At 56.9% G+C, this 20905-nt stretch carries 12 protein-coding genes; all 12 read right to left on the reverse strand.

All coding sequences use genetic code 11. The features are described 5' to 3' along the window. Window positions 1–3 precede the first annotated feature (3 nt). A complete protein-coding gene (locus tag ABJN86_RS01270; RefSeq protein ID WP_348364625.1) occupies window positions 4–1611 on the reverse strand; it encodes a hypothetical protein in 1608 nt (535 codons plus the stop codon). Next, window positions 1608–3818: a hypothetical protein gene (locus ABJN86_RS01275; RefSeq protein ID WP_348364624.1), complete on the reverse strand. Its 2211-nt coding sequence runs from the start codon at window positions 3816–3818 to the stop codon at window positions 1608–1610. Before ABJN86_RS01275 ends, ABJN86_RS01270 begins: the two co-directional genes overlap by 4 nt. Then, entirely contained in the window at window positions 3815–4990 is a 1176-nt protein-coding gene (locus ABJN86_RS01280; RefSeq protein WP_348364622.1) for a patatin-like phospholipase family protein, read from the reverse strand. Before ABJN86_RS01280 ends, ABJN86_RS01275 begins: the two co-directional genes overlap by 4 nt. A 3-nt stretch (window positions 4991–4993) precedes the next feature. Beyond that, entirely contained in the window at window positions 4994–8854 is a 3861-nt protein-coding gene (locus ABJN86_RS01285; protein WP_348364620.1) for a DUF4157 domain-containing protein, read from the reverse strand. Between the two features lie 90 nt (window positions 8855–8944). Then, a complete protein-coding gene (locus ABJN86_RS01290; protein WP_348364619.1) occupies window positions 8945–12301 on the reverse strand; it encodes a DUF6519 domain-containing protein in 3357 nt (1118 codons plus the stop codon). 21 nt (window positions 12302–12322) lie between these two features. Further along, entirely contained in the window at window positions 12323–13963 is a 1641-nt protein-coding gene (locus ABJN86_RS01295) for a hypothetical protein (protein WP_348364617.1), read from the reverse strand. Further along, window positions 13956–16961, reverse strand: a complete 3006-nt coding sequence (locus ABJN86_RS01300) for a hypothetical protein (RefSeq protein ID WP_348364615.1) — start codon at window positions 16959–16961, stop codon at window positions 13956–13958. The genes ABJN86_RS01295 and ABJN86_RS01300 overlap by 8 nt, the downstream gene beginning before the upstream one ends. After that, window positions 16958–18166: a hypothetical protein gene (locus tag ABJN86_RS01305; protein WP_348364613.1), complete on the reverse strand. Its 1209-nt coding sequence runs from the start codon at window positions 18164–18166 to the stop codon at window positions 16958–16960. Before ABJN86_RS01305 ends, ABJN86_RS01300 begins: the two co-directional genes overlap by 4 nt. Beyond that, the gene (locus tag ABJN86_RS01310) at window positions 18166–18564 is read right to left on the reverse strand and encodes a GPW/gp25 family protein (RefSeq protein WP_348364612.1); all 399 of its coding nucleotides are present in this window, start codon (window positions 18562–18564) and stop codon (window positions 18166–18168) included. Before ABJN86_RS01310 ends, ABJN86_RS01305 begins: the two co-directional genes overlap by 1 nt. Beyond that, entirely contained in the window at window positions 18564–19388 is an 825-nt protein-coding gene (locus ABJN86_RS01315) for a phage baseplate assembly protein V (protein ID WP_348364610.1), read from the reverse strand. Before ABJN86_RS01315 ends, ABJN86_RS01310 begins: the two co-directional genes overlap by 1 nt. 11 nt (window positions 19389–19399) lie before the next feature. Beyond that, window positions 19400–20569, reverse strand: coding sequence for a hypothetical protein (locus tag ABJN86_RS01320; RefSeq protein WP_348364609.1), 1170 nt, complete (start codon window positions 20567–20569; stop codon window positions 19400–19402). Beyond that, window positions 20569–20904, reverse strand: a complete 336-nt coding sequence (locus ABJN86_RS01325) for a hypothetical protein (RefSeq protein ID WP_348364607.1) — start codon at window positions 20902–20904, stop codon at window positions 20569–20571. Before ABJN86_RS01325 ends, ABJN86_RS01320 begins: the two co-directional genes overlap by 1 nt. Window position 20905 lies beyond the last annotated feature (1 nt).

The following is a 20905-nucleotide window of genomic DNA, read 5'->3' on the forward strand; positions in this document are numbered from 1 at the left end:
AAGTTAAATTGGCGTATCTGCGACGCTGTATTCAACGGCGAATTGCTCCGCCTTCACAACCTTCTCAAAGTCCTTCCACATGGTGTTGAATTCGGGGCCGGAATGCGCCTCATGGCGTTCCGGCTCATGCGGTTCAATCATCAAGACACGAGACTTGGATTTGCCGATCAAAGCCTGTTCGATGGCCTTCATCGGGTGCCGCCATGGCCGCTTTTTGCCCCACGCCCATGTTTTGTTGGATGGGACCATGGCCACGAACTCATCCGCGTATTTGCCCAGAGCCATCCAACTCAGGTTGGCATGAGGGCTGTCTTGTGAGCCATTGAGCGTGGCGTTATGTGATCCGTGGTGGCCCGCTTTGTAAAATGTGCAGCGTGCCAAAAGGTCTTTGGCCGTGATGGTATTCCCGTCGATATCCCAAGATAAATCAGACCACGACACCCAAGATCCGCGTTGAGCATCGCCGGTGAACAGCAATGTGCGCCCGCTTTTCTCCAACTCAAACGCTAGGACAAGGGAGGTGTTGTTAACTTCAGAATTCAACCTCAAAGCCAAGGCCTGCGCATCGCCCATCCAATCCCCATCGATCCGGCGGGCAGCGTCTTCAGGGTTGAGGTATGTCTCTGACATATAACCGTTTTCCGCATCGTGCGTACCCTCAAAAATCTTATCTTGCGGGATCACATAGCGCGGAGCGAAGGGGGAGGAGCTTGCTGTGTGCTCTCCTCCTTGGAAGGCCGCGAACAAGCCCGCACCTACGTCCCCCAATGCGAAAGGTCCGACATGGAATTCCTCGGCTTTGCGCGGGTTGAGGCTGGTTAACAACTTAGGGTCGCGAGGCGGTCCAAACGGAAAAGCCCGCACGCCTTTGACCCCCTTTAACGGCAATGGCGGATCACCGGGAGATATGAAATGAATGTCACCCTTCACCATCGCACGCAGCCCCGCGAGGCGTTCCTTGTAGCGTTTCCCACGAATTTTAACGCCAAGAGCAGCGGCGAAGGCCGTCTCGGGGCCGGCTTGAATGTCGCGCGGGGCCACACCCATCTCGATGGCTGCTTCTTTTAGCACCGCCTCGCCAGTGGTGTGACCTGTTTCGAGTTCTAGAAACTCGGCGATTTCGTCTGCCATGCCCTCAGGCTCGCCAATTCCCTTGAGTGCGCGCAGCTTCTCATGGGCCAAGGCCAAGGTCAGAAGTTTATCGCCATATTTCTCGCGTATCTCATTGGCAAGCTGATCGGTGCCGTCTTCAGTCCAAGCCAGCCACAGGTCCTCTACGTGAAAGCGGGAAAACGGATGCGTATCATCGCCGTTCTTAGGAAAGCCTGACACGTGATCTTCATGCTCATGGGTGACCACGACAACGTCCAGCTTGCCACCTGTATCCGTCCAAAGCGCATCGATGATATCATCCATGCCCAGATCGGCGTCTTTCAAACCCGCGGGGGTGCTGCCTTTCTTGCGACCACAATCGATGAGCATGAAGAACGGTGTGTTGCCTTGGCTTCGACGAAAGGTCAGCAAGAAGCAGTCCCCATGTCCTTGGCGATACATACGGATACGGACACCGGACCTAGGGGCTTTGATGCGGGGGGATGGGGCGGTGTTCATTGGAAACCGTCCTTGATATGGGCCGGATGATGCAGGTCGGTGAAAGCGGTGCTGCTAGACGATCTTCCCGAATGAAACGCATTGGGAGCCTGCGCGTCCGTGCCGTCCACATATGCGCGGCAGGCGGCGAGGCCTGCGGGGTCGTCCACGCTATGTTTGGTTCTGATCAAGCGCCGGATGTTGAAATTGCGTGCATCGACAAGAAACGTGGTGCCAGCGCGGTATTTGAAGTCGCATGCACGCTTGGAATCATTGGGGTCCACGTCGCGGGCATCCTCATGGGCTTGGCGGTCAGGGTCCAGATAGCCGCGGCGGGTTTGAATGACCTCGATGACATACTCCCGCTCGGGCTGCCCACGTTGACCTTGCCTGCGCGAAACCCGCACGGAGGCCACATGCAATGAAGGCAGGCCGGTTGTGAGAGAGCGGCGAACGGTCGGGGGCGTATCTTCTGACAAGGTCAGTCCGGTCAGCTCGGCAAATCTTGCGGAACTGGTGGAATTCATCATCAGCCACAGCAACCTTTGGTAGTGGGCAGAGGCGTGATAGACGACTTCGCGATCACGGCTGTCGTCAACCTCCAGAAGGTTCACATCCAGCTTAAGGGCGTTGGCTGGCTGATCGTGCAACGTCATCGTGGTACTGGCGTGATTGAACCGGCTGAGGCGTTCGTGAATGAGCATGCCCACTCGATGCGCCTCGTCCTCCGCGCGCTCTACTTCAATTTGGTAGCGCTTGCGGCGCTCGACGCCTTTGATGCTCATTGGGCTGGCGAGGTGGGACAGCATCCTGCGAGGTTGCGACAGCATGAGGCCCAGGTTGGAATGGACCTTGTCCAACCATCCCATATCTTCAGATATGCCGCGCAGTGCTTGGCGGTCGGCTTCGGCATTTCGCAACGTGGGCCAGCAAAGCGCTGGAACCGACACGCTGCTGATCTCCTTTGGTAGAATACCCCAACAGGCGAAGGCCTCGATAAATGCCGCGCGGTATCCTTGGGCATCTACGGGAAACAGGTCGCGGTCAGCTGTGATGAGTGCCCGAAGGTAATCGCCGAAGCTGACGTTGACCGGAGGGGTGTAATCCATCGCGCGGATGCAAATACGCATAACGCGGCGCGCGCATTGGGCGGCCTCCGCCGCGAGACGCCGCTTTAGGTCTGGATCAATGGCCCCGTCGCGCAACACGCCCGAGCCATGAGAGGCGATGCGGAATAGATCGCTGACGCGGGTTTTATAAATCGTCAAGAACGCGCGAAACACCGCCGCGACCAGCACCGCACCTCTGTCGTGCGGCCCACTTGCGTTTTGAAGGGCAGAGGGGTCGGGCTCTTTTGGGACCCACACCCCATGCTCGTTGGTGCTGCCAAGAAAGTCGCGCAGTGCGCAGCCGCGCCCAACGGATTGGCCGAACTCTTGGGCGAGTTCACCCAACAGGTTTTGTCTACTCAGGTCGCCGCGGGTTTTGGCAATCTGATCCTCCAGCACTGAGGGGAAAGAAAACAGCTGAAACAGAGCTATGATGTCGGCAAAACCCTCATGCAGGGCACGCATGTCGGGGTTTGCGTCCTCGGCAAATTTGGGATGCAACCCGTCTAGAATGGCGTGGACGGTCTCATGCACGATGATGTCATGGCTCAGGCAGGTAAACACCGTTGTGCCAGCGGGGGCGCCCGTGCTTGTCTCACCGGCTTGGAAGTAGCCAAACAGCAGCGCCTTCTTATCGGGGTGGTAATAGGCGTTGGCCTCGCGCAAGGCGTGCGGATAGATGCGCAGGCGCGGGGTGAAGTTGTAATTCCACTGGCTGCCGCCTTTGGGGGTAGTAGTTTTGGTCTCTGTCGGCGCCCATTGGATTGAACGGCCCAATGCATCCTCAAAACTGGCAATCGTGTTCATCGAGACGGCGTACACCATCTGCTGGTGGAATTGCGGGTTCTCGGGAGACGGGTCCAGCCCATCACTATACATCACCGCATCGTCGTTCAGGTCAATTGGAGCGTAGAAAGCCTTGCTGGCTGGATCGAAGTCGACGACCTCGACGTAGTTGCCTTTGGGACCAAGGAAGGGCTTGTTCAGCTCGGGAGGGTCCAACTCATAGGGCAGGGTGATCGTGACCGTGCGCGCGTTGCGGTTTGCAAAGCTGCGCGCGGTGGAGGGATCAAAGGCGAAGACATTCAGCTTACGCGGGGGGCGAAAATCTATATTCATGGCAACACCGGCTTGGCTTGTGGTGCAGGTGCATCGGGGCGCAAATATTTGCGGATAGTGCCATCGGTGTAGGAATATCCGGCCAGTACCGCAGCGTGTTGGGTCTCAATCGGGAATTTCTTAAGTCGCGTGGCCATGTCAGCGGCCAATTTCAATTGTGCGGGGCTGGCCTTGTAGCCATCCCATGCCAAGCGGTTGGTCGGGGTCTTAATGGTCCAATAGGCCCCGTTACGTTCCTTCAACCCATCCGCCAACTCATTGCGGTACATGTTGACCAACATTCGCTCTCGCCAATTGACTGACACGTCGAGGAACGTGGAGAGCACACGCGGCATCATGCCCAGCCTGAATTGTGAAACTTTCGCGGGATTGTTGGACCCTGCATTGGAGGCAATCAGGATGCCACAGCGTTTCCAAATGGGTTCCAACCCGATGTTGTCGTAAACCCCGCCATCTACCAAAACAGGCCTTTCTCGCAGGGCAATCGAGTCGTAGCGGGCCCCTTTGGGCGCGGTGACCGTCTCACCGCGCAAATCCAGACGCATGGGGGCCAAGATCGGTGGAAACCCTGAGGAGGCGGCCACAGCGTGGCTCAACTTGATCGTGTTGGTGGTCGAGAAGAAGGCCTGCCAATCGGCGACGTAGTCCTTGGTGAAACGGACCAACCCACCTGTCTGCAGGTTCGCGGCGCAAAACAAGAAGCGGCGGGTGTTGGTGATCTCATTCAGTTTTACGTCATGGAAAATATGTTTGTCATATGTGCGGGCCAATTCGTTGCCGCCGGATATTCCGGGCACAAAGCCAAGCACGGATACACCAATGTCGATGCCGCGAGCGGTGGCGTCCATAACTGGCTTCAGGACGTGTTGGATCATGTCGTCATGAGTGGCCACACCCTCTGACGCACCGTTCCAATCAATTTTGTCCCAGTTCATAGCAAGGATGCCGGTCGTGATTGAGCCTCCTGACACCGAAGAGATGCGGCTGGCTTGGGACAAGATGCCCAACTCGTTTAACCTGAGCAGGGACCCCGCATGAAACAACGTCGCGCGGTATCCACCGCCAGAGAAGGCTAGGCCAATGGCGGAGGGGTCATATTTGCTATCAGGCGCTTGGGAGGCACGAAAGAAACCGGTCTCAGATGAGGCTTGTGGGATAGTGAGCTGGGGCATTTATCAATCCTTTGGTTCCGTGGGTCGGTTGGGTAGCAATAGAATTGTCTCGGTGGATGCGCGGGACAGGCTTAGTCTTGCGCGGCCTATGATGATCGCCATGGCAGTCGCCGCGGCCTTGTTCCCCCCAGGAGAGCCTTGGCTGTTAGAAACAAGGGTTTTGTTCGCGTCATAGCGGTTTTTCACGTAGGTCGCATGGGTTTGGGTGCGTGTCTCCAGCACCTCATTTACAGGGGATTGCGACAGGGCCGCGCCGGTGGCGTAATGAGTTTTTGCTTTGGCAACGTCGGGTTCCAACACGTAGTCGCGAAAGGCGTTCAGGGCGGCCTCTGGCTGCTGCTTGCTGGCGTTGGCGACGTTGCTGGCGGGGGAGCCTTCCCCGGCGAGGTCTTGCTTGACCTCCTCGTTCAAAGTTTTGTGGATGGCCACGGTCCAGCCCGCTTTTCCGCCATTGTCATACTTCGCGATATTGCTGTGCTTGGGGTATAATTTAGAATTCGATAGCCTTGCTAGCCTGCGGCTCATTGTTGTGGTTTTAGTGGTGCCACGCGCAGCCAAAGCGGCATCGACTTTGGCCGAAAGGCGGTCCGCGTTGCCTTCTGGCAGCATGGCCGTGTCGCGGGCTTTTTTGGGGTAGGCTTGGTCGAGAATATGGTCGTTCTCCATGTACCCTTTGATCCCACCTAGGGGTTTTTTGTAGAAGCGGCCGCTGCCCTCATCCATCAGAAAGTTGGGGATCTTTGCATTCCCCTCGAAGGTTTGAAGGTTGGAAGAGACATCACCTGTGTCGACGCTGTTGTCGGGCCCCGCGGCGATATCAAACCCGAAGATATCGGCATTGGTTTTATAGGTGACGTCCAAGCCTTCTTTGATGCTTTGCACCATGACCTTGTCAATGGTCGGATCGGCCTTGGCGCGAGACAGGATGTCTTTGTACTCCATATCCATCTGCTTTTTCAGCGCGGCGGTGATCGCGGCAGGGGCCTTGTCCGGATCGGATTTGATCGCATCTTGGATGATGGCCTGTGGGCCGCCGGTGAAGGTGCTCTTGTTCGGGTTGTGAAGCGTTTGGTGCAAGGCAATCGCGGGCAGCTGGTTGCCTTTTTCATCAATTTTTTCAAAGGAGCCGCCGGCTTTGCCAATTTGCCCCAAGGAGAACTTGTTGGTTTTGTCGGCACGCGCGGTTTTGTCGTTGGGCTGGCCGTTGCCAACATTGCGCTTGGCTCGCCCGGGATTGGCCGGCACGTTTGCGTCTTTGCCTGCGGCCGCATTGGCAGGATCGATCAAATGCAGGCTTTCCAAAACGATCTTGAAGAATTGCTTCTCGATGGTGTGGTCCAGCTCGTAAAATCCGGCCAGATCAGGGTGGGCGGCGAATTGCTGCTTTTTGACATCCTTGAGTTTTTCGTAGCTGGCAGCGACACCCTCAAAACTTTTCATGCGAGGCGGCACGGCGCGGATCAGTGCGTGCTTTACTTCGCCAGGATCGCTGGAGGTTGAAAGCTGTTCGTCAACGCGCATGGCGTCCTCTTGGATTTCTTTCGCGTTGCGCGTCAGCAAGACCCCAACCTTATCATTTATGCGCCGGTTGTTTTGTTTCTCGCTGTCGACCACGACGTTCTCAAACTTGTCGGTTTCTTTCTCGGCTTGATCCAGTTCTTCGAGGGGTTTTTGCGCCTCTGCCTTCTCTGCTGGTAGCTCGATCTTCGCGACTTCCGCCTTGGTGGCTTTCAGCTTTTGTTCCTCTGTTGCTTCCTCAGAGGCGATCATGAAGACCATCTTCTTGCCGGATTTTTTGGCAAAATACTCATGCGGAGTTTTGCCGATCTTGAAACCGACACTCGGCAATTTGCGTTTACCATTGAGCTTGCCGATGATCTTGGAAAACAGCTTTTTGGCCTTTTTAATAACGAAGGCAATCATTTTGCCCATGGCCTTTTTCACAGGGGCCTGAAGCTTGGTGATGACAGCTTTGATTTTGGAGGATATCCCCCCAAGCCCCAATGCCGCAGCCAAAAAGGCGATAACGACAGGGACGGTCCGACCTATGGTTTGTTCGACAAAGTTCGAAGCAGCTTCGGTTTGCCCCCGCGCGATGGCGCCAATGGATGAAAAGATTGACTGTGCCACATCCATGATCTGCTGCAAGCGCTCAAGAAAAGCGACGATCATATCATAAATGCCTAAGACGACCTTTACCACGGCCCCCACGGGGTTCGACAGACCCGCGAGCCACGAGATACCCGCCTTGATCACCGTCGTTACAACCATGCTGGATATGCCGCCAATGAGCGTGGCTTTGAAATTTTCGATCAATTCCAACATCTTTTGCCAGATGCCAGCGAAGCCCTCTTTTAGAAGCACCTTAACGATCTCTACGGACTTTTCGATCATCGCCACCTTGCGCTCGCCGGAAGGGCCAAGTTGCTTGACCAATTGGGCGCGGAAGGTGGCGTAGGTCAGGCCAAGGATTTGCATGACCAATGACATCAACCCCTTGAAATCAAATTTCTCTGGTAGGGTGATCCCTGCGCCAGCTATCGCCCCGAAGAGCCAGCCCAACAGGCCTTTCTTCAGGTGAGTTAGTATATTCGCGCCGAACTTCATGAATCCGCCAACGACGGCTTTGATTAGGTTCTTCGCGAAGGCCAACGGGTTCTCGATGATCAAGTCGAGCACATCTCCCGCTTGCTGGATGATGGCCCAAACCTTGTCAGCATACGGACCGGCCAGTCGCAATGCGCCGCGCACGGTGAATTCCAAGACCTTCTTGCCAACACCGACAACAAAAGTGCCAATGTCGCGCATAAGCGGCACGAACAAGTCTGCGATGTACTTCCTTGCGCCAATTAGGGGCGGGCTAAGTGCCTTGTCGATCACGCCTTTCAACCGCGACCAAGACAGATTGAGATCACTCAACCGCGATTGGACCCATTGGAAGGCTTCTTCAACCATGTTGGTTTCGCGAAGCTTATCGAACAATACGGTTCCAAGTGGGTGTAACCCGAACAAGCCGCCAAGCAAGTTGGTCGCGGTCTTCAATACCCGTGCGCCGGAAAACAACGTGCGCCCCATGATGACCGTGATCAAGGAATATCCCGGCACATAGCGCGCCAACTTCTCGATCGCGCCTGAGCCAAAGCCACCGGCCTCGGGCGCTGCCTCCTCGCGTTGCGCTATTTCGCGCCTCAAGGGGAGTGCCTTAGAGCCTTTGGTTTGCTGGACCACATGGGTTAATTCATGGGCCATTAGTCGCGTGTTCGTCGCACTCTCGCCACGTCCCAACCAAATGCGGTTCTTGTGCGCGAAAGCACGCGCGCCGATGCGCGCGGCGGCATCTTGATCTGCGGGGGTGTCGTGAAGGCGGACGTCTTCGAAACTCGTGCCAAAATGTGGCTCGATACGCTTTCGCACACCACTTGGCAACGCACGTCCGGGGCCGGGGTTGGCAACGATGCGCGACACATCTGCGGGAGCGGCCCCACCGTCGCGCCCGACCACGGCCCTAGGATTTGCAAAGGCCTGAACTTCACCCTCGCCATTGCTGTCAACGGGGTCGCCGCTTTCCAATTCCGCCATATCGGAGGCGTCCAAGCCGTCGGTGGATACGTCGTTTTCTGTTGGAAGATCGAAATCCTGTTGCTCAGTTGGGGCAGGTACTGGGGTTAACTCGTCCAAGTTGGGTTGGGCCTCAGCATCGCGCCTCAAGGGGGCTGCGTTTGCAGGTGTGTTGGGTGCGGCGAGTGTCGGGGCAGGTGCAGAGGCCCCAACGACGCGGGCGGCCATGGCTTCGGCTTCGTGTTCGGCAGGGTCGTTTGACGCGCCAACGATCAATGCAGGTTGTAGCAAGGTTGTGGGGCGCACGACCGGCGCCGGCGGGCGAACAGGAACACTCGGCCGGACGGGCCGAGCGGTCCTAGTCACAATGCGCGACTTTGCGTTCACCCCAAGCCCCTAACGTTTGGGCTTGCGGCGGCTGCCGCGCCCTTTGGTTCCAAGACTAACCTTGCCAATTTTTTTGGCCGCCGCCGTCTCACCGTTTTTTTTGGCCGTGTTGGTCGTCTTATCGCGTTTTCCCACCTGATCTGCTTTGATCTTGGGATTGGGTTTGGGCTCAACCTTTAACGGGATTTTCTTTATCGGTCGGGTGTCTAGCGCCGACTTGATGTCCTTCCGTTCCAAGGTCTTTTTGACCTCTAGGATTTCTGTCTTGGGTCGGTCCTTAACGAGGTCAGTTTGCGTTTTTCCAATGTCTTTGCCTTTGGGCGGGTTCTTTGCTGGTTTGGGGTCAGGTTGCTTGACGTCTTGAGGAGTGATTTTGATGTCTTTCAACGAGATTTCTTTTTGGGGTTCAGCGATGTTTTTCAGGCCGTCCGCAATCTGCGCTCCGAATTTTTTAAGGTCGAAAAAGTTCGTTTTTTGCTTGATCACGATGAACTCAACGGCGCGGCTTTCCTTTTCATTTTGATCAACAATTAACACCACCCCATCACCGGCCTGAGGGCGGCGGTTGAGGAGCGGTGCGTTGCCTGCAAGCTCTACGAGTTGACCAATGTTTGAAGTGCTCAAAACCTCCAGTAGATCGAAGCCCGCTCCTTTCAAGTGTTCTTGTGCGTCTTGGCTGGTCATCCCTGTCACGTTCAAGATTGTCGGGTTATCCGCGCGTTGCCATGTATTGAGCACGGAAAACCCTGTCCCAGTTGAGGAGCCGTACATTGCAGCTCCTCCGTAAGTGGGTTTTGCGGGCCAATACGGCGTGGATTGTGGCGGGTCCCAAGGCGCTTGCCCCGCTTCGCGTAGCCAACGGCGAAGGCGTGACGATGGGCCGTTGTCGTTTCTTAACTGTTCCTCAGAGCAAAGTTCTTTGAAGCCCGACAAAATCTGGCCGACCATATCGCCATTATAGTAGCGATGGCTGCGCGGTGTGTTGGCCTGCTTGCGGCACCACATCATGCTGATGTCTTTTGCGCTCAATCTCCCAGGATCGAAGCTCACCATGTCCACGCAGGCCAATGGGACCAGCGTCCAACCTTCCTCTTGTGCGGGGCAGTCGGGCACGACGTTGGCGCATAAGCAGTCTAGGCGGAACTCCTCGTCTTTCTTCATGATCGCGGCGTATTTCAGGGTGCTACTGACGAGCGTCAGCTGGTCAGATGATCCATTTAGGCCAGAGTTTTTCAACTCTAGGTCCAACGCCTCGTTTATCTCGCGTAGGTCGTTCGCTTTTTCTTTTGCTAGCGGGTCGCCCGTGGCTTTCAACCTATTTTGGTACTCCTTGATCAAGTCTTCAAGAAATGCGTTGGCGAGCTTAATCTCGGCCCCGTTAAACGTCATGTCCGGGAGGGGCCTGATATCATTGCGAAGACACACATGTAGCTTCGTCAGGACCGCGACCATTTTGGGGTTCTTGGACAGGCTTGCAAACAACTCGCTTTGGGTCAGGCTGCCTTTCCCCTTGAGACATGCGTTGACTTGCTCATCCAATGTCAGCTCATTCTGGTCGTTGACCAAATAGGCTGGGGATAGGAAATACGCCTGATCATCGCCGCGAATGCCAAGCGACAGACACACCTCTTGATTGCGGCCTTTGAGGTCTTTGAAGGTCTCTGCATCGGGAAGGAGCTGCTTTTCGTCAAATTTCTCAAGCAAGACGGTCTCGGGGCGGATCTCATGCAGCACGCCTGTGCGGTCCAAGGCCACGCCGCCGCTGACCTCAATCCCTTTGTTGCCAAGGCCGACAGACAGGCCACAAACCACGCCCCAATCCATCATGGTGCGCAGCATCAGCTTTAGCTGTTTATTGTTGTCCGCTTTACACAAAGCGTTCAGCGCCTCATCGACCGATTTGGCGTCGCCAAGGCTTTCACAATCTTTATCTGACGGAGTGAATCCAACATGCGTGGCGTCAATTTCACACACACGATCAAGGGCTTGTTGGACGTTGTTGGTGTCTCCCAATAGATCGCACTCTGGATTGGCATCATAGCCGACATGGGTTGCGGGAATGTCGGTGAGTGTCGGGAACGACATGCGACGGCGGAGCGTATCGGGCAAGGGTTGAATTGTTTCGCCGTCGGAAAACCCGATTGGGCAGAAGTGATGCGTGATACCCAGTGGCGGCTGTGGTTGGCCCAATGGTTGCCCGTTGAGCAACGCTTGCTCGTCCTCGGGGGCGTAACGGCGCAAATCGACCAGCCAGTAGTCGCCAGCAATTATCTGTGCGTCGTCATGCTCCAACGTGAGTTTAAAGAATTCGGTGTCCAAGGTGATATTGGCGGTGGTGACTGTTGGCTTCGCGGTGGCAGCACTAGGCCCCGCAGGCCGACCGCGGGTGTTGAGAGCCACTTGAACCATGCCGTCCCACCTGCGCACATGGGTATAGCCCAGTTTTTCTTCAGCATTGAGCGTGGGGTCGGACGGGGTCTCGGATTGCAGATCGGAGGAGAAAGCTCCACGCAATGGTTTGTGATCGTTGTGGAAATACCCGAGCTGAGTTTCCGTCGCCAAGGAGAAATATTCGTAAACCGCGTCACTTCGCTGGAGCAAGGTGCGGGTTTCAATCGGCTCAATCGCTTCGGCATTCTCGGAGGACCATGCCAAGCGAAGGGAGGTCGCCGCGCCGCTTTTATCACGCTCCACCGATAAAATTTCAACACGGATCAAGGCATTGGGAAGAAGGTTCTCGATACTAATTTGATCTGCGCAGGGGTCGCATGCATCCTGCTCAGTCGCTGCTTTTGCAAGTTGAATGCTAAGGCGGGCATCCCCGTGCGGCATGAACGCAGGGTGGTGCAGGAAAAATTTGGGCAGCTCGCTGAGCTGATTTACATCAGGCAGCGATTTGACCTGCACCATGGTTTGCGTCCGGTAAGATGTCTCCGCGCCGTGAAGCCCAGCATCGGCCAAATAGGGGGCCTCATATGCCATGACAGGCCGCTCCCACAGGTCGACATAGACCAATCCCTTGGTGATATTTGGGCCTTGGGGTAAGTCGATTTGATGGGCGAAGACTTCGGGGAGCTGCTCGGTGGAGCTCAGCTTCTCGTTCAAGCGGAAATGGCCTTGCTTTCCTTGTGCAAACACGGTGCCAGCAGACAACTGCACACGGCCATCATCTTGCAAGGTTACCATGCCCCCAGCCGCGGGGATGCCCGAGCCAGCAAATGCGGCGCCTTGGGCTTCATCGCGGTCTTGATGAATTTGAGCGGCCTCGGTTAGGTCGGCATCGGTAATCATCGCGCCTTGGACGTGTGCCACGTTGGAGTAGCGGTGCGCCTCTTGAAAACTGAGCCTGGAATGTGAGCCCTTCATGTGAAAATCCCTTCTTTGTAATTAGGTTTCGGCGGGGTCCAAAATGGGTGGACTCAGGGCCAGCATTGGATCGTAAAAAATGGCAATCTCTTGCCCAAGGGGCAGGAATTGTTCGAGCTTGTCGCGCAATGCACGCAGGCTGGCGGCGTGGTGCAGGTTGTGACCAACGCCGATCTCGCCTTCATCCTCAGCGCCAGCGGTGATGCTACTGGGGGTGTCAGTGTCCAGAACGGCGTAACCTGCCTCTCCGTAGGTGGAGATGCGCTTGATGCAGCCGTCTTTTTGCTTGTGCCAACGGTCGATGAACTGCGGTAGCGCCGTCGTGTTCGAGCTGCCTTTTGCATCCAAGCAACGGCGTTCCTTGGCGTCTCCTAGGTCGCGCGGGGCAAACCGTGAAAACCGCAAGCAGCTTTGGGGGGCCTGCTTGTCGCCGCAAATGAGCGTATCGGATAAGGTGCCAAATAGGCAATCTGAGGCATCTATGCGCGTCAACTCGGTGCTGCCCATAACGGTGCAATAGGTCATCTGGGCATATCGGGCGGGGGCGAAGATTTCTTCGAAGACCGAATGCTCCGCTAAAACGCTTGGGGCTTTCAGCTTTGTTTTCGCCGGTAGCGAGAGCTTATGCACCGCGCAATCCAAGAAGGTCACGCTGGTATTGGCAGCACCGGATAGGTTGGCCGCTCCCTTGGGGCCTTTGAAGCGAATGCCTTGCAAGGTTATGGCGCGATTGGGCAGGTTTAATTTCGCGGGGACATTTGCAATGACTGCGGGCCCCGTGATGCCGTCGCCGGGAATTTCCTCCCCCAGTAGATCGCTCGCACGGAGGACGTCCTTGTGCTCTTTGAGCAAGGCATTGAATCTTGCTTGTGTCAGCTTAACCTCTGGCAAGCCCTCGTGGAAGATGCCCTGCGGAGGACGCACGTGAATGAGTGTGCGGCGTGGGTGCGGTCCAATGCGGCGGGTGCGTTCAGGGTCGCGCAAGTCGGGGGTGCGGGCCGTGTTGTCGTCATATGCCCGCGGGAAACATGGCACGCCATTGGGGGCAGACACCCGCCAGTAAAGCCCCGCTTCATCAGTTTGGTGGCGCGAAGGTGCTAAATGAAACAACGGGTTGGAGCCGTCTTCATCCACAACTGCGCGGCTGCTTTTGCGAAAGTCGGGTGTGACGATGTTTGCACCTTGCGAGACGTCAGGGCGTTGGGTGAAGGGGGGTAAATCCATGCGCGGGGTTTGCGCCGTCATGCGCCAACCTTCTTTAGCCACGGTTTCGGTGCGGGCAACGACATCCCCAATGTCGTCGATTGAGGCTAAGGTCCCTTTGGATTTGTACCACGAGATGGACCGGTTCAATTCTTGCGCCCGCGCAACGGGATCTGGGGCGGTTAACTCGGCTCCTAACAGCTCCGCCAGATATGGGACGACCCACGGTTGGATGCTGCGACCGTCATCCAGAGGTTCTGCGAAGCTGTCCGCGTGGGCTTGCTCGGTGGTCGCGCGGATTTGGTCCAACAGATGGCCAAAGCCATGCAGCAAGGCCTCTAGGTCACCGAAGTCTGTGCCATCACCATTATCGCGGTAACGGTATTCCTCGGGCAGCTCGTGGTAGAGGATGCGCCCTGCGCGAGACCGAAGCGGATCTATGTCAACGGGATCAGTCATGGAGACCTCGTATGTTTACGGAAATGGATGGAGCCCCCGACAAAGCATCAGCCGCGGAATTCTCGGCGATATGGGCGACCTCATTGGCGCGGGGAAAAATGGTGACGATTTGCGCGTCGCGCACCATGACACGGGGCAAATCACGCGGGGTGTTTGGGCCGTAATCAAAGCGCGTGATTATGCTTGTCGCCACGCCTGTCACGGCCTCCAAGGCGGCGGTGGCCTCCGAGATATAGGCGGGTTGGCCGAAGGTGCGAGCTGACAGGGCAAAACGGTGACGCAAAGCGGCGTCGCAAGCCCCCGCAATATCAGTTGCATCGTAAGACGTCAGGTCCGCGCGTATATCAGCCCAGATGCGCAGGTAGAGCGGGCTATAGGGCGCAAAGGTTAACGCGACACCGGGCAGCATTCTGCCGCTCAGGGCTTCGTGCAAGTTTATGCGCAACAACTCGCTAAGTTCTGCGCCCCCAGCGGGGACGACGTGGAGTTGCACAACGCGGGACCTGCTGGCGCTGGTTACTTCTTGGGCACGAGCGCTCCAGACGGCGGCATGTCTGGTGCATAGCATTTCGATATCGCGCAGGGACACCGCGCGCCCATTGGATGACAGGCGGGCAGGGGCCGAGGTTCGCAAGCTGTCCACCGGTTCACGGTCCGCGCCACCAGATGAGGCAAAGGGTTGATGCACGGCCTGCACATGAGGGTGCTTCTTGGAGGGGTCTTGCAAGGAAAGCGGTGGCATGTCGGAGCCACGTGCACCGGTGCCGATCCGGTGGCGTAGCAAGGCGACATTGTTGGTGCCGGTTGGTAGACGTCTGCGAAAATGAATGGTCAGGTTGCCATCATCCCCTAGGGTAGAGGACCAGCTTTTGGTGCCATCTGCCGCGGGATCAATGTAATCGCTATAGGGCCAAACCTCGCCCTCAACGGTAACATCTAGCGCAGGCATCACGCCGCTTTCAGCAACCGGAGAGGCGACATGAGAAATATCGCTCAATTGCAGTAAGAAACTTTGGCGTAGCTGCTCGCCATCGCCCGATCCCAGTGTTTTTGGCCCCTTGCTTTCGCCGTGGCCCGCAGTGACAGCATTTAAACGGAACACCGTGTCTCCTCGGGTCATTTGGGCCATCGATCCCGCGATTTCCAACCCGATTTCAACCTGAGCGCCGCCCAACGGTTTGATGGAGGTCAGGCTGGCCTGAAGATCAGTCTCCCCGTCGCTGACAATGAGCGCACGTCCCGGGCGCAGAATGTCGAGGGCTGCATCGGGAATGTCTGTCAGCGTGAGCAAGGCGAGATCGCCAAAGGCACGGGGGTTATGATCATGACCAAAGGGGCGCAGCGAATTGCGCATGGGGCCGATGAATTCGGAAAGATGAGGCGCGCCGATTGAGGCGTCGAACTCTATATGGAACTGGCCTCTGTCTTGGCGCAACCCGCGTACGCGCAATGCCTGATGGGTGCCTGTGCGGCGATTGCGCCGGATGAAATAAGACCCGCGACGAAGCCCCTTTGGCAAGGCCCCACGAAAGGACGCCACGCGCGAGCTGTCATCGCTCGTGACCTTGGGGCTGCCAACAAGGCTGACTTTGACCGATTTTTCGCCCTGCTGACGAAGGTACACGACGTCTGGCTTCGATGAGGGCTTGAAGCTGTAACCAACAACTGGCCTTCCGGATTTGTCGGACTGGATTTCTTCGACGCCATCGCGAAGAACGCTGACGTTTCCATGTTCTACGGCGCTTTCACCCCATGCTTGCGCGACGATGGCGTCCTTCCCTTGGTAGAAAACGGTATCAACTTCGGTGGTTGAGGTCTCGAAGCGACCATCCTTGGCAGCGGCAAGCGGGGTGAGCGCGGTGAGGAGAAAATTCTTCGGTAACTTGAGGCCATCGGGCAGCTCGAAAGCCAGTTGGTTCTCATCACGTTGTGTGATGGCGACGATTTGGGGGGGCTCTAAGCCTTGTAGTTCCACCAAATTGCCAGATTGCAGACCAACGGGGGATGAAAGCTCTACGACCACTTGAGTGGAGGAGCTGCGTGGCAAGGCGTTGAACACATCCTTAGGATCGCGCAGCAGCCGTGCATTTGAGGTCTGCGGCCTGCGCGTTAAGGCGGAAGTAAGCCCCAGCTCTAGCACGCTGTCGTCATCTTCAAGGCTGGCGTCAGTGACGTTTGATAGGGTTGCGACCTGTTCGCCCCCTTGGCCGATTATTATCACCAATTCACCTGGGGAAATGCTGTGGCTGTCGGGATTTTCCCATAGCGCGTTTTGGGCCGCGATAGGCGTGGTGTTTTCGTCCCAACCAGACACGCGCGCGGCGTTCAATGAGGGATGTGCCACAAGCTTGCCCAAGGTCTCAAACACCAATGGCTTACCCTCAGGGGGGATGTGTTTCATCGCAAACCCTGCTTTGACTTCAGCGGTGCCTGCGTCAGGCTTCAACTCCAAGGCGACCAAGGCGCTGGCAGATGCGGCAGGTGTGGGCTGGTAATTCACCAAACTTGCCATGCGTCGAAGGTTGTCCCATTGGGTGGCCGTGCGCAGATAGCCTTCGTTTTGGTAGGCGTTTAGGTGCCCGAGCGTCACATGGCTGGCCCGCGCGAATGCCCGCAAAAGATCCCATGCGTAGTCCCCATCGCTCGTTGCCCTATACTGGCTGCGAATACGCTTGGTGCGTTGGCCGCGACTTTCCAGTTTGGCGCCCTCGTCGGTGGAGGGGGGCAGTGCATCTGCGAGGCGTTGCCATATCAAGGCGGCGCGCAAGGCTTCTGTGTCCACCTCATTGCGCATCAGATCGGATGTCTCGCGTAAGAACAGGTCCCGCATGGCATCGGGCTGGCGCATCTCTGCGGGCACGCCCTTGGCATAAAGTCCGGTGAGAATCTCGCGCAGCCGTTCAAGCCACACAGACGCATCACCGTCTACATAGTCAAAGCGGCTACGTCCTGCGCGGTTCCAACGGGTCAAATCGGTGGGGATGTTTAATTGGCTCATCCGACTTCGCCCCCTTGTACGGTTATGCGTAGAACACCTTGCTCGGGAGTGTGGGGATCGCTTTCGCATAGGGCGTAGCTGTCGATATCGATTGGGATAAAGCCCTCGCCACTGCGATCTGCGAAGCCGGAGCCGACACGGCGAAACCGGTTCAGACAAGCGACGGCCACGCCTTCGATTTGCATAGCTGTCTCGATGATGTCGGAGGCATAGACCGTTTCGCCGAAACCAAAGCGGCCCGGCTCGAAGAAGCCGCCTTGATCAGAGGTGAAGACCTCAGCCACGGCCTGACGCAATTCGGAGCGAAAGAAACCGGGTTTGGCGCGAATGGACAGGGTGACATTGATCGGGGCTGGGCGCGCTGGCTCCAAGAACACCTCCGAGCCGATCATCCGGTAAGCCTCTATTAACACGCGTAAAATGGCGCGTCCGGTCAGTTGCGGTCCAACGCGTGGCAAGGCTAGGTTGCGGTTGGAATGGTAGGCCACGATCTGGTCCCAAAGCTCCGCACGCAGCTTGTTTGGCCGTGGCGCATTTAATGGGCCGTCGTGTAGGGCCGCGTCCATGTCAACGCCGTCTTCCAGCAATGAGGCAATGAGGATCGAATTCCATGCCCCTGACCAGACCAGTCGTGCCTGAGCCAACGCCACAAAAGGGTGAGCTTGCAGGGTGGCGCTGTGGTCATCCAAGGTGACCATGCGGTGTTGGGTGGCGATTTGGCTTGGGCCGTCTTGTCGCGCGCGTTCCATCGCAGATGGAGTACGTTGCCAGTACTGCTCAATCGCTTGGGCATCCTTTGGCTCCGCGCCTTCTGGGCGGTAAAGCCTGCGCGCATTCTCCATGTCTGCGTCATCAGGTTGCCAGCCAATCATCGCCAGCAATCTGCGCACCGAGCCAGGGCGGCGGGCCGTGTCCAAGAAACGTTCGGCTTGCACGCGGTCTAAGGCATGGGAGGCGCGGTCTAGGGCGGCTGACAACACCTCGACCAAGACCACTTCCATATCAGCAGGGCTCCAGCGTCTGCGGTCAGGATAGCGCGAGGCGAGTTCTTGCATCATGAACAGGCGGAAACTGTCGTAGTCACGGGTTTTCCAATCGAAGTCGTCTTCTACGCCCGGCAGGGGGAGGGGCAAAATCTGCTCTCTGATCCCGCAATCGGGGCAGGTGCCGTCAAAGACCAGTTTGGCTGGCGCGAGTTGTGCCATTACGTCACCTCAAATCTATGGGTTTCTTCGCGAGCAAGGGCCGCGATCGTGTACCCAATCTCGACCATCAAGACCTCTGGCTTGTCTGGTGGCGCGCCGACATTGACGCGAATGGATTTGGGGTCGACCTCACCGGCCAAGGTTTCAGCTAATGCGCCATAAAGCCGGTTTTGAGCCAACTCCCACATGCCCGTGGAATTGGGCTCAAACACGTGCTGACGGGCCCCAAAGCCGTATTCTGGGCGAAAGACGCGCTCGCCGGGTGAGGTGAACAAGACCTGTTCCACTTGCTGGCGGATATGATCGTATCGAGTCACTTGAGCGCCCCCGTTTTGCGTGATGCGAAACGGGAAGGCCATATAGCCAATGCGCGGTAGGGTGCTTTCATATTGGGACATCAACTTGCCGTGCTTTTGGTGGTTAATACGGACGGGGTGAGTGGGATCAGCGGTGGCGAGGTCGGCGCACCAATAGAGGTCGCGTTATGGGTGTGAGCGTTAAAAAGAGAGAGAAAGGTCGAGCCCTTAATGAGCGGCTCCCCACCAGATCCGGCGATAGTAACCATGGACCCTTGGATGTTGATTGTTGCGGAGGATTTCACTTCAACCCCGCCACCTGACGCGCTGATTTCATTGCCATTTACATCGGTGCATGTAATGCCGGACGAGGTCATTTTCAGCTCGTTCCCATTCCCGTCAACAACAAGCAATTCTCCCGCTGCGGCGTCTAGGGCGACGGTTGAGCCGGCGGAATCAGTTAACACGATGGATCCATCTTCATCCATGACAATTGAGGCATCTGCTGAGGATTTGACGGTTAAGACTTCTGTGTCACCAGTGTCATCGAGAGACAGGACATGCCCGCTTTCGGTTTTGATGAGCTTGATCGCTTGGTCGGTATACTCTTCAGGGACTTCTTCACTGGTTCGCCAGAACGTGCCCGTCCACATCGGGCTTGCGGCATCTCCCTCTAAGAACTCTGCAACCACTTGAGCCCCGAGCGGCGGGACCGCGATCATGCCAAAGCCTTGCCCCCCGCCATAGGGCAGAACGGGCAGCGCCCAATCCGAGGTTTCCGTGCCCAAAACAGAAGGTATTACGAGTTTGCAACGGCCACGCAGCTCTGGGTCATCCACATCCGCGATGAAGGCGCGGTATTTCCCAAAGTAGCTGCGCTGCTGCTTTTTAATCGTGTTTTCTAGGGCTTGGAATATCTCGGACATACAGGGACCCCTCAGAACAGGTTTTTGATAGCGGACAGAACCGTGGACAGCGGGGGAGCGCCCACTGCATCGGTTTCGCCCACCGCGTTTCGGATGAGTTGGAATTGTTGACGGTAGCCGTCCGGGTTGAACTGGTGGGTGACGCTATCCACGTAATAGATCCCGCCATTGCGTGAGCCGACACCGTCCACGCTCACGGTGCCGCCAACACGTAAAACGCGGCCGTAAAGCGTGCCGTCCAACTCGCCGCTGGCTTTGACGCGAAAGCTTGCCTCGTTGACCATGCCTTGGGCGCGGGCTTCAACTTCTTCGACGGTTTCGTCGCCTTCGCCCTTGATGCGGGTAATTGCGGGGGTGCCAAGTCCAGCCCCTTCAGACGCCGCCGCGAATTGACCGAGCAGGGGGAGATCTGCCGTGGCCTCGCCGGTTAATGTCTCATCGCCATCGACGGCGGGGGCTTTTTCCCATGCGACGACGTCGGGCTTGTTGGCTTCATCAGAGACAGAAAAGTTAAGACAATTCGTGGCGTCGCCCGCGTAGACCATGATGGCGGCTTGGGCGTCACCTTCCAAGCGTTTAGGGCCAAAGTAGACCTCGCCGCGTTCAAAAATCATCTCGTACCCATTGGCCTTGGCGCGATCTTGCAGGAATGCAATCGGCGTTGCGTCTTGGGTTAAGGCACGTGTGTTGGAGCCGTCAGGCCCGCCAACGAGTTTCAAGGGCAGGGGCTGGATGAGCTCTTCCAATATGGCGCGATCAGTCATTGGGTTGGTCTCGTTGCCCCATGGTTTTCGCTGATGTTCTCGCGAGAGCGCCGCGCTGTCGTCGAGGCATTCAATGACAAGCTTCGCCTCACCGCCGTTTTGCGGGTAGCTTGGCTTCAACTCCATGATGTAGCCGCGAAAGACCTCCTCTATGTGGGTCTGAAAATCGGCATTGATGACAATTGGCTCCCAGCGGGCAAAAATTCCGGCATCGGCGGCCATGAAGTCACCGTTGGTATCGCGCCGGTCATCAATGGTAATGGTTGAGCTTGCAGCTTCCATGCGCGCGGCGCGGACCTCGATTGAAGAGATCAAGTTTGCAAGCGACCCGAGGTCGGTTTTCCCGCTACCCACCAAAATCTCCACGGAGGCAGCTTGGCGAAATCCAGGATCCAATAGTTGATCAAGCAACCCCATCAGCGCACCTCGCGCTTGCGCGGGACAAGCAACGTGAAGCCGGTTTTTTTCGCGGAAACTTCCGGCTTGTCTGGGTGGGCTTCAGGGCCGTAGATCATATCTTCTGGAAAGATGAGGTCTGGATTGCAATCTGCGAGGCGACGCCAATCCTTTGAATTCGCGTAATAATTTTGGGCCATCTGATCAAGCCGGTCACCAATGGCAACAGAATGTTCTAAGACGGCTTCCGGGTTGGCAATGGCGCGCCCTCGGAGCCCGCGAAATCCGTGTACGCCATCTTCTGGAGGCTCAAATACGGCGGTGGTTTCGTAATAGCTGCCTTTGAAAAATGCCATC

The sequence above is a fragment of the Litoreibacter sp. genome (assembly GCF_039974535.1).
Taxonomy (GTDB): domain Bacteria; phylum Pseudomonadota; class Alphaproteobacteria; order Rhodobacterales; family Rhodobacteraceae; genus Litoreibacter.

Coding starts and splice junctions, on each gene's coding strand:
- ABJN86_RS01270 (WP_348364625.1), bottom strand. CDS start 1,611: ATGAACACCGCCCCATCCCCCCGCATCAAAGCCCCTAGGTCCGGTGTC.
- ABJN86_RS01275 (WP_348364624.1), bottom strand. CDS start 3,818: ATGAATATAGATTTTCGCCCCCCGCGTAAGCTGAATGTCTTCGCCTTT.
- ABJN86_RS01320 (WP_348364609.1), bottom strand. CDS start 20,569: ATGGGGTTGCTTGATCAACTATTGGATCCTGGATTTCGCCAAGCTGCC.
- ABJN86_RS01300 (WP_348364615.1), bottom strand. CDS start 16,961: ATGAGCCAATTAAACATCCCCACCGATTTGACCCGTTGGAACCGCGCA.
- ABJN86_RS01280 (WP_348364622.1), bottom strand. CDS start 4,990: ATGCCCCAGCTCACTATCCCACAAGCCTCATCTGAGACCGGTTTCTTT.
- ABJN86_RS01325 (WP_348364607.1), bottom strand. CDS start 20,904: ATGGCATTTTTCAAAGGCAGCTATTACGAAACCACCGCCGTATTTGAG.
- ABJN86_RS01295 (WP_348364617.1), bottom strand. CDS start 13,963: ATGACTGATCCCGTTGACATAGATCCGCTTCGGTCTCGCGCAGGGCGC.
- ABJN86_RS01290 (WP_348364619.1), bottom strand. CDS start 12,301: ATGAAGGGCTCACATTCCAGGCTCAGTTTTCAAGAGGCGCACCGCTAC.
- ABJN86_RS01305 (WP_348364613.1), bottom strand. CDS start 18,166: ATGGCACAACTCGCGCCAGCCAAACTGGTCTTTGACGGCACCTGCCCC.
- ABJN86_RS01310 (WP_348364612.1), bottom strand. CDS start 18,564: ATGTCCCAATATGAAAGCACCCTACCGCGCATTGGCTATATGGCCTTC.
- ABJN86_RS01315 (WP_348364610.1), bottom strand. CDS start 19,388: ATGTCCGAGATATTCCAAGCCCTAGAAAACACGATTAAAAAGCAGCAG.